At 73.0% G+C, this 11,952-nt stretch carries 12 protein-coding genes; 6 read left to right on the forward strand and 6 right to left on the reverse strand.

Features of this window, described 5'->3' with window-relative positions; translation table 11 throughout:
* Position 1: 1 nt before the first annotated feature.
* The 3 genes from ACGFIA_RS26840 to ACGFIA_RS26850 all read right to left on the reverse strand — a co-directional run bounded on the left by ACGFIA_RS26840 (position 2) and on the right by ACGFIA_RS26850 (position 3,104).
* The gene (locus tag ACGFIA_RS26840; RefSeq protein ID WP_357386382.1) at positions 2-388 is read right to left on the reverse strand and encodes a globin; all 387 of its coding nucleotides are present in this window, start codon (positions 386-388) and stop codon (positions 2-4) included.
* A gap of 78 nt (positions 389-466) precedes the next feature.
* Complete coding sequence (locus ACGFIA_RS26845; protein ID WP_357386294.1) at positions 467-1,840, reverse strand: MFS transporter; 1,374 nt, start codon at positions 1,838-1,840, stop codon at positions 467-469.
* A gap of 235 nt (positions 1,841-2,075) precedes the next feature.
* Positions 2,076-3,104 (reverse strand): mechanosensitive ion channel family protein, encoded by a 1,029-nt coding sequence (locus ACGFIA_RS26850; RefSeq protein ID WP_393262747.1) that lies wholly within the window; start codon positions 3,102-3,104, stop codon positions 2,076-2,078.
* A gap of 252 nt (positions 3,105-3,356) precedes the next feature.
* On the opposite strand from ACGFIA_RS26850, the gene ACGFIA_RS26855 reads away from it, so the two are divergent.
* Complete coding sequence (locus tag ACGFIA_RS26855) at positions 3,357-3,896, forward strand: HNH endonuclease (protein ID WP_357386298.1); 540 nt, start codon at positions 3,357-3,359, stop codon at positions 3,894-3,896.
* A gap of 7 nt (positions 3,897-3,903) precedes the next feature.
* Here the strand turns inward: ACGFIA_RS26855 and ACGFIA_RS26860 are convergent, their stop codons facing one another.
* From ACGFIA_RS26860 to ACGFIA_RS26870, 3 genes are all read right to left on the reverse strand, one after another.
* Positions 3,904-4,767: a class F sortase gene (locus ACGFIA_RS26860; protein ID WP_357386300.1), complete on the reverse strand. Its 864-nt coding sequence runs from the start codon at positions 4,765-4,767 to the stop codon at positions 3,904-3,906.
* Positions 4,768-4,779: 12 nt separating this feature from the next.
* Positions 4,780-5,289 (reverse strand): hypothetical protein, encoded by a 510-nt coding sequence (locus ACGFIA_RS26865; RefSeq protein WP_357386301.1) that lies wholly within the window; start codon positions 5,287-5,289, stop codon positions 4,780-4,782.
* A gap of 78 nt (positions 5,290-5,367) precedes the next feature.
* Entirely contained in the window at positions 5,368-5,808 is a 441-nt protein-coding gene (locus tag ACGFIA_RS26870) for an Lrp/AsnC family transcriptional regulator (RefSeq protein ID WP_091423095.1), read from the reverse strand.
* A 142-nt stretch (positions 5,809-5,950) separates the two neighbouring features.
* On the opposite strand from ACGFIA_RS26870, the gene ACGFIA_RS26875 reads away from it, so the two are divergent.
* The 5 genes from ACGFIA_RS26875 to ACGFIA_RS26895 all read left to right on the forward strand — a co-directional run bounded on the left by ACGFIA_RS26875 (position 5,951) and on the right by ACGFIA_RS26895 (position 11,891).
* On the forward strand, positions 5,951-6,835 hold the full coding sequence (locus ACGFIA_RS26875) for a tryptophan 2,3-dioxygenase family protein (RefSeq protein ID WP_357386303.1): 885 nt from the start codon (positions 5,951-5,953) through the stop codon (positions 6,833-6,835).
* 14 nt (positions 6,836-6,849) lie between these two features.
* On the forward strand, positions 6,850-8,130 hold the full coding sequence (kynU, locus tag ACGFIA_RS26880) for a kynureninase (RefSeq protein ID WP_357386305.1): 1,281 nt from the start codon (positions 6,850-6,852) through the stop codon (positions 8,128-8,130).
* Positions 8,127-9,455: an NAD(P)/FAD-dependent oxidoreductase gene (locus tag ACGFIA_RS26885; RefSeq protein WP_357473258.1), complete on the forward strand. Its 1,329-nt coding sequence runs from the start codon at positions 8,127-8,129 to the stop codon at positions 9,453-9,455. The genes kynU and ACGFIA_RS26885 overlap by 4 nt, the downstream gene beginning before the upstream one ends.
* A gap of 20 nt (positions 9,456-9,475) precedes the next feature.
* A complete protein-coding gene (locus ACGFIA_RS26890; protein ID WP_357481113.1) occupies positions 9,476-10,957 on the forward strand; it encodes a 2-hydroxymuconic semialdehyde dehydrogenase in 1,482 nt (493 codons plus the stop codon).
* Between the two features lie 136 nt (positions 10,958-11,093).
* Positions 11,094-11,891: a fumarylacetoacetate hydrolase family protein gene (locus ACGFIA_RS26895; RefSeq protein WP_357386309.1), complete on the forward strand. Its 798-nt coding sequence runs from the start codon at positions 11,094-11,096 to the stop codon at positions 11,889-11,891.
* The last annotated feature ends 61 nt before the right edge of the window (positions 11,892-11,952 follow it).

The following is an 11,952-nucleotide window of genomic DNA, read 5'->3' on the forward strand; positions in this document are numbered from 1 at the left end:
CTCAGCCCGCGGCCGGGTCCTCCATCACGTTCACCATGAAATAGGCGGCCCGCTCCAGGTAGTCCCAGAGCGCGGCGGCGAGCTGCGGCGGCAGGTCGAGCGTGTCCACCGCCCGGCGCATGTGGTGCAGCCAGGCGTCCCGCTCGGCCGCGCCGATCCGGAACGGTGCGTGGCGCATCCGCAGCCGCGGGTGGCCGCGCTGCTCCGAGTAGGTGTGCGGGCCGCCCCAGTACTGCATGAGGAACAGGGTCAGCCGGTCCGCCGCCGGGCCGAGGTCCTCCTCCGGGTACATCGGCCGCAGCAGCGGGTCGTCGGCGACGCCGGCGTAGAACTCGTCCACCAGCTTGCGGAAGGCCGGTTCGCCGCCGATCGCCTCGAAGAGGGTCATCGACTCGCCTGGGGAAGTCACGCTTCCATCCTGCCAGGTGCGCCCCGGCACCCGCGCCCGCCCGCCGGGCGGCGCGGATCACGTCACCGCGTGCCGGTGCCGGCCGGGTTCGCGGTTGCGGTCACCCGGCGCCGGGCCGGGCGGGTGCGCGTGCGCGACCCCGGTGGCGGCCGAGGACTCGGCGCGGGCGGTCTCGATGGCCTCGTTGATCACCTGTGGCCGGGGCCAGGCGAGCGCCGCCCCGGTCATGATCAGCACCCCGGCCGCGCTCCAGGCGCCGACCACCGCCGGAACCGAGAACCGCTCGGCGAGCGCGCCGGTGGCCAGCACCGCGGCACCCTGGATGATCTGTGTGCCGCTGGCCATCACGCCGAACGCCCGGGCCCGGAACCCGTCCGGCAGCGCCTGCACGAACAGGCCGTTGGCGATCGGGACGAGGCCGGCGACGGCGAAGCCGCACCCGGCCGCGAGCAGCGCCACCACCGTCGGTGGCGGGTTGAACAGCGCGGGTACGAGCGTCGCCGGCGCGATGATCATCAACGGTCGCATCAGCGTCAGCCGCCGGGCCGGGCCGACGAGCCGGCTGATGGTCAGCCCGCCGAGGATGTAGCCGACCGGCACGGCGGCCATGATCAGCCCTTGGGCGGTGCCGGTGTTCATCCGGCCGTCGGCGCGGTCGGCGGCCCAGCCCGCGGCCAGCCCCTCGGGGACGATCGAGAAGAGCATCGCGCTGAACACCAGCACCGCGATGGCGCGCAGCACCGGCCGGTCGAAGACGATCTGGAAGCCCTGGACGGTCTCCCGCAGCAGGTGGCTGCGGTGCACCTCGGCCATCGCCGGTGGCCGCTCGCGGATGCCGAAGCGGACCAGCGCGGCCGACACGGCGAAGGTGACGGCGTTGACGAGCAGCGCGATGTTCGGGTTGAGCGCCGCCACTGTGGCGCCGATCAGGTAGCCGACGACCTGGGCGGCCTGGCCGGCGCTGGTCAACGCGGACAGGCCCACGACCAGCCGGTCCCCGGTCAGGATGTGCGGCATCAGCGCCGACCGCGCCGCCTGGCTGGGCGGGTTCGCGAGCGTGGCCAGGAAGATCAGCGCGAAGATCGACCAGGTCGGCATCCGGGGCATCGCGACGAGCGCCATCAGCGCCATCCGGAGGACGTCGCAGACCACCATGACCCGCCGGTAGTGGTGCCGCTCGGCGAGCGCGGAGAGCAGTGGGCCGCCGACCAGCCAGGGAAGGTAGCTGGCGGCGAACGCGGCGGCGGAGAGCGCTACCGAGTCGGTCTCGCGCAACACGAGCACGGCGACCGCGGCGCGGGCCAGGTAGTCACCCACCCAGGAGAGGGTGTTGGCGGCGAAGATGACGCGGAACTCCGACTGGCCGAAGACGTCCCGAAAGGTGGCCGGGCTCTCCTGGGCGGGTCGCGCGTCGGACACCGTCGCCTCCATCGTTCCTGGTCGACCACTTGTGATGGCCCGACCGGGAACCGTCGTCAGATCAACCGATCAGCGAGGACACGAGCACGCTCCCCGGTGGAGCGTGTGCACCGGATTCTGCCCGATCGTCTGACAACTGGCTAGGGCGAACGGATTGATCGTCGCATCTCCGACTGAACCGAACGGACGATACCCGAGGGGCCGCGCGGCGCGCGACCCCCGGAAATTGTCCGGCTCGTCCGGCGACTCAGGTGGGTCCGCCGGTCCCCGTGCCCTCGGTGGCGGGCGGCGCCGGCGGCTGGACCGGCAGGCCCGGGAACAGCCGGGCGGCCGCGATCTGCGCGACGATCCCCGAGTTCTCCAGCGCCTCCGCGAGCCGGCGGCGCAGCTCGCGGCCGACCGCGAACTGGCCGTCCGCGGTGGTCTTGACGACGGTACGGATCACCGCGCCGTCGACGGTGATCTGCTCGACGCCGAGCACCTCCGGCTCCTCGACGATCTTCGGCGCCAGCTCCGGGTCCAGCGCCACCGACGCCGCCGCGGTACGCAGCACAGCGGTGGCCTCCTCGGTGGAGGCGAACCCGATCGGCAGGTCGACCACCACCAGCGCCCAGCCCTGGCTCTTGTTCCCGACCCGGATGATCTCGCCGTTGCGGATGTACCAGAGCACGCCGCGGCCGTCCCGGACGGTGGTGACCCGCAACCCCACCGCCTCGACCACGCCCGTCGCCTCGCCCAGGTCGACCGTGTCGCCGACGCCGTACTGGTCCTCGATCAGCATGAACAGGCCGGCGATGAGGTCCTTGACCAGGCTCTGCGCGCCGAAGCCGAGCGCCACGCCGGCGATGCCCGCGCTGGCCAGCAGCGGGGCCAGGTCGAAGCTGAACTCCTTGAGCACCATCAGCAGCGCGATGCCGAAGACGAACGCGGTGACCATGCTGCGCAGCACCGACCCGATCGCCTCGGCCCGCTGCCGCCGCCGCTCCGGCACGAACTGGTTCGGGTCCAGCGTGGCGCTGGGGATCCGCTCGCGCAGCGGGCGGAGCATGGTCGGCACCGCGCCGTCGGTGGTGGTCCGCACCAGCCGGTTGATGGTCCGGTGCAGCGCCCACCGGGCGGCCACCGCGATCACCAGGATCAACGCGACCCGCAGCGGTTTCAGCAGGACCCAGTAGCTGCTCTCGGCGAACCAGGCGGAGCCGGTGAGCCGGTACAGGAACTCGCAGGAGCTGCTGCCCTGGCAGTCCGGGCGCCGGTCGGAGAGGGCGGACACCACGGCGGAGATCAGGTCGGAGACGTTCACAGTGCTTTCGTACCGCACGGGCGGGCGGCGGCGGACATCGCCACCACGGCGAAGTGCCGCTGCCCGGGGGAAGCCGGGATTAGTACGTGCAATCGAGGGCGCGATCAGGGACTATTGGCGCAACGGACGTCGGTGATCCAGCCGGCGTCGGAGCTGTTCCGCGCTGTTCGCGGGCGGTTCCGGCGCGCGGGCGGCGGGAGCGGCTGGACCGGGAGGGTGAGCGCGATGCCTGACATACGACCCACGGCGGGCTCCGGTGCACTCGTTCTCAACGCCACCTACGAGCCCCTGTGCGTCGTGTCGGTGCGTCGTGCCGCGATCCTCGTCCTCTCCGCCAAGGCGGTCTGCGTCGCCGACGGCGAGGGCATCCTGCACAGTGCGCGCAACGCGTTACCGGTGCCCTCTGTGGTACGCCTGACCCGCTACGTCCGGGTGCCGTACCGCACCCATGTCGGGTTGTCCCGGCGGGCCGTGTTCGCCCGCGACGGGTGGCGGTGCGCGTACTGCCGGGGGCCGGCCGAGACCATCGACCATGTGTTCCCGCGCAGCCGGGGCGGCCGGCACGCCTGGGAGAACGTGGTCGCCGCCTGCGCCCGGTGCAACCACACGAAGGGCGACAAGACGCCGGCCGAGCTGGGCTGGCGGCTGCACCACCTGCCGGCCGCGCCCAAGGGGACCGCCTGGCGGGTGCTCGGGCACCGCGCCCCCGACCCGCGCTGGGCGGACTGGCTCGACCTGCGCGAGCCCGAGCCCGAGGCGGCCTGACCGGCGCTCAGCGCGCCTTGACCAGCGAGGCGTAGACCACCAGGTTGTCCGCGTACCCGGTCTCGCCGCCGACCCAGCGCCCGCCGCAGGTGATCAGCCGCAGGCCGGGCCGGCTGAAGTCGCCGTAGACGTCCTCCACCGGCAGCTTCTCCTTGCCGTACCGCTCGATCGAGGTCACCTCGAACACCGCCACCGAGCGGTCCTGGCGGGTCACCTCGATCCGGTCGCCGTCGTCGAGTTCCCGCAGCCCGTGGAAGACGGCCGGCCCGGTGGTGGTGTCGACGTGGCCGACGAGCACCGCCGGGCCGTACTGGCCGGGGGTGGGGCCCTGGTCGTACCAGCCGACCTCACCGGCCCGTTCCACGTCCGGCACCGCGATGCTGCCGTCCGGCGCGATGCCGACCCGGTGCACCGGCGCGCGCAGGTCCAGCTTCCCGATGCTCAGGTCCGTCGGCGGACTGGCCGGCAGCACCGGGAACTTCTTCGGCGGCGGGCGCAGACCGGCGACGATCCGGTCGGGCAGCACGCTGACCCCGGTCACCCGTTCCACGCCGAGCATGGCCACGATCAGCGCCATCACGCTCGCCACCACGAGCACCGGGACACCCGGGTGCCGGCTCGGGGCGTACCGGCGGGTGGTGGTCCGGGCGGCGCGGGCCGGAACCGGCCGGGACTGCGGATCCGCCGTGGCGACGCTGGCCGAGAACGCGTGCCCGGCGATGTGGGCGAACCGGCGCGCGGCCCCGGCGGTCAGCCGCAGCGCGGCCCGGAGCCGTCCGGTACGCCCCCGCGACCGGCGGGCGGCGGCGCGGCGGCCGGTGCGGTCCGCCGCCGGGCCGGTACGGTCCCGGCGGCGTGATGAGCGGGCCATCGCGGCACCCCGTCAGACGCGGCCGCCGGTCTTGCGGCGGGCGCTCACACCGGCCACCACTGCCACCGCTACCAGACCGCCGACCAGCAGCAGCGAGCCCGTGCCCCGGCTGCCCGCGGTGCCACCGCCGCCGGTCGCCGGCCCCTTGCTCGGCTGCGCCATGTTGAGCACGGTGAGCATGGTCGAGGCGGTGTTGCCGTTGGAGCAGTCCAGGTTCACCGGGTAGTCGCCGGGCGCCTTGTTCCCGGGCACTGTGACCGAGCCGGTGAGGAAGCCGTTGTCCGGCCGCAGCGTCACCCGCCCGAAGGCGTCCGAGGTGACCTGCGCCTGGCGGTTGTTGCTGTTGTCGCAGCCGGCCCGCAGGTTGACCCGGGAACCGGCCTGGACGCTGTTCGGCGTCACCTCGATGAACACGCTCTCCCCGGCCCGGGCCGGCGGCGCGGTGGTCAGGACGAACGCCGCGACCAGGCCGAGCAGGCCCAGCAGGGACGACAACGCACGATGTGACACGAGCCCTCGCATGGTTCCCCCCTCCCGGCGCGACGGTGCGCCGGACCACTGACGGGCAGCGGCGGCTGTGTTCCCGGGAGGTGGGGGAAGCTAACGAGGCGCCTTGACCACCGGGTGCCAGGCCAGCGGGGTGGAGAGCACCATCGTGCTGGACGGCTGCCCGTACGGCGCGAGGCGGTCGATGACCTCTTCGAACTCGCCCATGTTCGTCGCGGCGACCTTGAGCATGCTGCACGCGTCCCCGGTGATCCGGTGGATCTCCATGATCTCCGGCCAGCCCGCGACGTCGGGGTCGTTGAGGATGCAGCGTGCGCCGTAGCAGGACATCCGGATCAGCGCGAGCACCGTGCGCCCGGCCCGGGTGAGGTCGACGTGGGCGTGGTAGCCGGTGATCACGCCGGATTCCTCCAGCCGCCGCACCCGCTCGGCGACCGCGGGCGGGGACAGGTGGACCCGGCGGGACAACTCGCTGTACGACAGCCGGGCGTCGGCCTGGAGCTCGCGCAGCAGCGCCCAGTCCATGTCGTCCACGCGCGGACCTTCCTTCCGTAAAGAGGGCGACGCGAGATGGTTTCGGTTCGCCAAGTGAGACCACCATACCGCCGTTGAACAGGCATTCCATTCGGTCGCCCACCAGCGGGATCATGACGTCTACCCCGCGCACGGACGGAGAATGACTGTGGAACAGACGACGGCGGTGCGCCCGGTAACCCCGCAGGAACGGGCGGCTCGGGCGGCGCGCAACGGCGGCGAGCCGACCCTGGAGTTCGCCGACCGCGTGCCGTACGACGCGTACGTGCGGGCCAGCACGCTGCACCGGCTCCAGGAGCCGCTCAGCGACGACCCGGGCGAGATGTCCTTCCTGATGGTCAGCCAGATCATGGAGCTGTACTTCGGCCTGACCTGCCACGAGCTGCGGCACGCCAAGCGCGAGCTGCGCGAGGACCGGATCTGGGAGGCGCTGCCCCCGCTGCGCCGCGCCGCCCTGCACCTGGAGGGCCTCAACGCCGCGTGGCACGGCCTGCGGTGGATGAGCCCGGCCGACTTCAACCGCTTCCGCGACCGGCTCGGCGAGGGCTCCGGCTTCCAGTCCGCGATGTACCGGCAACTGGAGTTCCTGCTCGGCCTGCGCGACCGGGCGCTGATCCGCCCGTTCCGCCGGCACACCGAGGTGTACGACGAGCTGACCGCCGCGCTGGCCACGCCGAGCCTCTGGGACGAGGTGGTGGCGCTGCTGGCCCGCAAGGGCTTCGACGTGCCGGCCGAACTGCTGTCGCGGGACGTGAACGCCGAGCACGAGGCGCACCCGGCGATCGAGGCGGCCTGGGTCCGCATCTACGGCGACAACGGCCCGGACAACCACCTGCGCCTGCTCGGCGACGCGCTGACCGAGATCGCCGAGGAGTTCGGCGACTGGCGCTGGAACCACGTCAAGGCCGTGCAGCGCACCATGGGCGCCAAGGTCGGCAGCGGCGGTTCCGCCGGACTGGCATGGTTGCAGCGCAGCATGGCCCGGGTGGTCTTCCCGGAGCTGTGGTCGGCCCGCACCGCGATGTGACGAGAGAGAACAGCATGCACACCCCCGAGAACGAAGCCCTCCGCCGCGACGCCGCCGACCCCGGCCACCGGCACCTGTTCCACATCCCGCCCGCCGACGGCGGGCGCTACCCCGACACGGCGTACCTCGCCGGCAACTCGCTCGGCCTTCAGCCCCGGGCCACCCGGGACGAGCTGCTCGCCGACCTGGACGCCTGGCAGCGCCTGGGCGTGGAGGGGCACCTGGAGTCGGAGCGGCCCTGGCTGCCGTACCACGAGCTGCTGACCGCACCGGCCGCCCGGCTGGTCGGCGCGCTGCCCGCCGAGACCGTGGTGATGAACTCCCTCACCGTCAACCTGCACCTGCTGATGGTGAGCTTCTACCGGCCGGCCGGCGAGCGCACCCGCATCGTCATCGAGGACAGCGCGTTCCCCTCGGACAGCTACGCGGTGCGCAGCCAGGCCCGCTTCCACGGCCTGGACCCGGACACCACTGTCGTACGCCTCAAGCCGCGCCCCGGCTCCGACACGCTCGGCACCGAGGACGTGCTGGACTTCCTGGCCCGCGAGGGCCACACGGTGGCGCTGCTGATGCTCGGCGGCGTGAACTACCTGACCGGCGAGCTGATGGACATCCCCACCATCACCGCCGCCGGCCGCGCGGCGGGCGCGGTGGTCGGCTGGGACCTGGCGCACGCCGCCGGCAACGTGCCGCTGGCGCTGCACGACTGGGACGTCGACTTCGCGGCCTGGTGCTCGTACAAGTACCTCAACTCCGGGCCGGGCGCGCTCGGTGGCGTCTTCGTCCACGAGCGGCACCTCGGCGATCCGTCCATCCAGCGCTTCGAGGGCTGGTGGAGCACCGAGGCGGCCACCCGGTTCGAGATGACCCCGGTGTCCCGGCCCCCGGCCACCGTCGAGGCGTGGCAGATCTCCAACCCGCCGATCTTCGCGATGGGCCCGGTGCGTACCTCGCTGGAGCTGTTCGACTCCGTCGGCATGCCGGCGCTGCGTGAGCGCAGCCTGCGGCTGACCGCCTGGCTGGAGCAGCTGCTCGACGAGGTGACGCCCGGCCGGCCGCTCACCGTGGTCACCCCGCGCGACCCGGCCCGGCGCGGTTGCCAGCTCTCGGTGCGGATCGGCGTCGGTAGCGCCAACGAGCTGACCAAGCGGCTGCGGCACGAGCACGGCGTGGTCGCCGACGCCCGGGAGCCGGACATCGTCCGGTTCGCGCCGGTGCCGCTGTACTCCACGTACCACGACTGCTGGCGGGTCGCCGAGGCGCTGGCGGCAACGTTCGAGAAGGAGGGCTCGTGAGAGAGCGCGACGAGATCGCTGTGGTCGGCGCCGGACTGGCCGGCTGCCTGCTGGCCTGCTACCTGGCCCGGCGCGGCTATCCGGTGGCCCTCTACGAGCGGCGGCCCGACCCGCGTACCGGCACGGTCGAGCGGGGCCGGTCGATCAACCTGGCGCTGTCCGAGCGCGGCCTGGACGCGCTGCGCCGCATCGGCCTGGAGGACGAGGTGATGGCGGACGCGCTGCCGATGCGCGGCCGCATGATCCACCCGGTCGAGGGCGAGCCGGAGTTCCAGTCGTACAGCGGCTCCGGGGACCGGGCGATCAATTCGATCAGCCGGGGCGCGCTGAACAACGCGCTGCTCGACGCCGCCGCCGCGCTGCCGAACGTGCGCGTCGCGTTCGACCACCGGCTGGTCGGCCTCGACCCGCTCGGCGGCGAGATGACGTTCGAGACGCCGCAGGGCAAGGTCACCGCCACCGCCTCGGTCGTCCTCGGCGCCGACGGCGCCGGCTCCGCGGTGCGCGGGCAGCTGCTCGCGTACGGCGGCCTGACCGAGAGCCTGGACTTCCTCGACTACGGCTACAAGGAGCTGACCATCCCGCCGCTGGGCGGGGAGTTCGCGCTCGACCCGGGCGCGCTGCACATCTGGCCGCGCGGCACCTCGATGATGATCGCGCTGCCGAACCCGGACCGCTCCTTCACCTGCACGCTGTTCTGGCCCACCCACGGCACCCGCAGCTTCGCGTCGCTGAGCAGCCCGGCCGCGATCGAGCAGTTCTTCGCCACCCACTACCCGGACCTGGTCCCGCTCGCGCCGAACCTGGTCGACGACTACCAGCACAACCCGGTCGGTGTGCTCGGCACGGTGCGCTGCACGCCGTGGCAGGTAGCCGGCAAGGTCGGCCTGATCGGCGACGCCGCGCACGCCATCGTGCCGTTCTACGGCCAGGGCGCGAACTGCGCGTTCGAGGACGTGGTCGAGCTGGACCGCTGCCTGGACGAGTGCGACGACGAGTGGACCGCCGCGCTGCCGCTGTTCCAGCACCGCCGCCAGGACAACGCGGAGGCGATCGCCCGGATGGCGCTGGCGAACTTCGTGGAGATGCGGGACAAGGTCGCCTCGCCGGTGTTCCGCACCCGCAAGCAGGTCGAGCACGCCCTGGAGCGGGCGCTCCCCGGCCGCTACGTCTCCCAGTACGAGCTGGTCTCCTTCTCCACCACCCCGTACGCGCAGGTGCGCCGCCGGGTGCGCGCGCAGTACGCGGTGGTCGGCGCGGTGGCGGCCGGCGCGCTGGCGCTGCTGGCCGGTGGTGTCCGCGCGGCCCTGGGACGGCGGCGATGACGCTCTGGGATCCCCGGCTGATGACCGGGCACGCGCCGGACGGCCCCGGCCTGCTGCGCAACTTCGTCGGCGGCGAGTTCGTCGACGCCGGCTCCCGGTTCACCAAGCGCAGCCCGGTCACCGGCGAGCCGGTGTTCGAGGTGGTCGAGGCGTCGCAGTCGACTGTGGACGACGCGGTCGCCGCGGCACGGGCGGCGCTGCGCGGCCCGTGGGGCCGGATGGGCGAGCGGGAACGCGCGGAGGTGCTCCGCCGGGTCGCCGACGAGCTGGAACGGCGCTTCGACGACCTGGTCGCCGCCGAGGTGGCGGACACCGGCAAGTCCATCTCGCAGGCCCGTACGCTCGACATCCCGCGCGGAGCTGCCAACTTCCGGGCGTTCGCGGAGATCGTGGCGACCGCGCCCACCGAGTCGTTCACCACCGTCACACCGACCGGTGGGCGGGCGCTCAACTACGCGGTCCGTAAGCCGGTCGGCGTGGTGGCGGTCATCGTGCCGTGGAACCTGCCGCTGCTGCTGCTCACCTGGAAGGTCGCCCCGGCCCTGGCCTGCGGCAACGCCGTGGTGGTCAAGCCCAGCGAGGAGACCCCCGCCTCGGCCACGCTGCTGGCCGAGGTGATGGCCGCGGCGGGCGTGCCGGAGGGCGTGTTCAACCTGGTGCACGGTTTCGGACCCGGCTCGGCCGGTGAGCACCTGACCCGGCACGCGGGGGTGGACGCGATCACGTTCACCGGCGAGTCGGCGACCGGCAGCGCGATCATGCGCGCCGCCGCCGACGGGGTGAAGGCGGTCAGCTTCGAGCTGGGCGGCAAGAACGCCGGCCTGGTCTTCGCCGACGCCGACCTGGACGCGGCGGTCGCCGGTTCGGTGCGGTCCAGTTTCACGAACGGCGGCCAGGTGTGCCTGTGCACCGAGCGCGTCTACGTGCAGCGGCCGGTGTTCGAGGAGTTCACCGCCCGCCTGGCCAAGCGCGCCGACGAGCTGGCGTACGGCTGGCCGGACGACGAGGCGACGGCGAACATGCCGCTCATCTCGCACGGTCACCGGGACAAGGTGCTCGGCCACTACGCGCTGGCCCGTACGGAGGGCGCCGAGGTGCGTGCCGGGGGCGGCGTGCCGCGCTTCGGCGACGCCCGCGACGGCGGGGCGTACGTGCAGCCGACGGTGCTCACCGGGCTCGGCCCGGACGCCCGCACCAACCAGGAGGAGATCTTCGGCCCGGTGGTGCACGTCGCGCCGTTCGACGACGAGGACGAGGCGTTCGCGCTCGCAAACGGCACCGCGTACGGCCTGGCGGCGACGGTGTGGACGCGGGACGTGGGCCGGGCGCACCGGGCCGGTGCCCGGCTCGACGCCGGCATCGTCTGGGTGAACACCTGGTTCCTGCGCGACCTGCGCACCCCGTTCGGCGGGGTGAAGGCGTCGGGTGTCGGCCGCGAGGGCGGCGTGCACTCGCTCGACTTCTACTCCGAACTGACGAATGTCTGCGTGGATTTGACGTGAGCGCGAGGAGTGAGCCGGTGTTGCGAGCCCCGCAGTCGCGAACGAAGGGTGGCCCAGCATGAGCGCGCGGACTGGCGCGGGCGCGCGTGGTGGGCAGAATGGCCGGAATCCGCAGCGACGTAAGCGAGGAGCCGCCATGACCGTGGACATCGAGGCCGCCAACCGGGAACTCGCAGTGGCCCGGCAGGAGGGGAAGCCCTGCCCGCCGCTGCGCGGCCGGCTGCTGCCCGAGGGCGACATCGAGGCCGCGTACCAGGTGCAGCAGGTCTACACCCGGCAGCGGCTGGGCAAGGGGCACCGCCGCGTCGGCGCGAAGATCGGCCTGACGTCGCGGACCGTGCAGGAGAGCTTCGGCGTCTTCCAGCCCGACTTCGGGGTGCTCTTCGACGACATGGCCGTCGGTGACGGCGTCGAGGTGCCGATCGGGCGGCTGCTCCAGCCACGGGTGGAGGCGGAGATCGCCTTCGTGCTCGGCGCGGACCTGCCGGACGAGCGGGTCACCACTGTCGACCTGATCCGGTCGGTGGACCACGTGCTGCCGGCCATCGAGATCGTCGACTCGCGGATCGCCGACTGGGACATCTCCATCGTGGACACGGTGGCGGACAACGCCTCCAGCGGGCTGTTCGTGCTCGGCACCGCGCCCCGGCGGCTCGCCGACGTGGACCTGCGGCTGTGCGGCATGGTGCTGGAGCACGCCGGTGAGCCGGTCTCGGTCGGCGCGGGCGCGGCCTGCCTGGGCAATCCGCTGCACGCGTTGCAGTGGCTGGCCGCGACCATGGCCCGGGCGGGCGACCCGCTCAAGGCCGGTGACGTGGTGCTCTCCGGCGCGCTCGGCCCGATGGTGCCGGTCACGCCCGGCGCCGCTTACGAGGCGCGCATCTCCGGGCTCGGTTCGGTGCGTACCTGTTTCTCGAAGGAGACCAGCTCATGAGCGAGCGCCAGCGAGCGAATCATCGATACAGGGCCGTCGAGCCTCATGGCGGCACGCAGCG

It is taken from the genome of Micromonospora sp. NPDC049203 (assembly GCF_043197215.1).
In the GTDB taxonomy this organism is placed as follows: Bacteria; Actinomycetota; Actinomycetes; order Mycobacteriales; family Micromonosporaceae; genus Micromonospora.

Coding starts and splice junctions, on each gene's coding strand:
- ACGFIA_RS26840 (WP_357386382.1), bottom strand. CDS start 388: ATGACCCTCTTCGAGGCGATCGGCGGCGAACCGGCCTTCCGCAAGCTG.
- ACGFIA_RS26845 (WP_357386294.1), bottom strand. CDS start 1,840: ATGGAGGCGACGGTGTCCGACGCGCGACCCGCCCAGGAGAGCCCGGCC.
- ACGFIA_RS26855 (WP_357386298.1), top strand. CDS start 3,357: ATGCCTGACATACGACCCACGGCGGGCTCCGGTGCACTCGTTCTCAAC.
- ACGFIA_RS26860 (WP_357386300.1), bottom strand. CDS start 4,767: ATGGCCCGCTCATCACGCCGCCGGGACCGTACCGGCCCGGCGGCGGAC.
- ACGFIA_RS26865 (WP_357386301.1), bottom strand. CDS start 5,289: ATGCGAGGGCTCGTGTCACATCGTGCGTTGTCGTCCCTGCTGGGCCTG.
- ACGFIA_RS26875 (WP_357386303.1), top strand. CDS start 5,951: ATGACTGTGGAACAGACGACGGCGGTGCGCCCGGTAACCCCGCAGGAA.
- kynU (WP_357386305.1), top strand. CDS start 6,850: ATGCACACCCCCGAGAACGAAGCCCTCCGCCGCGACGCCGCCGACCCC.
- ACGFIA_RS26890 (WP_357481113.1), top strand. CDS start 9,476: ATGACCGGGCACGCGCCGGACGGCCCCGGCCTGCTGCGCAACTTCGTC.
- ACGFIA_RS26895 (WP_357386309.1), top strand. CDS start 11,094: ATGACCGTGGACATCGAGGCCGCCAACCGGGAACTCGCAGTGGCCCGG.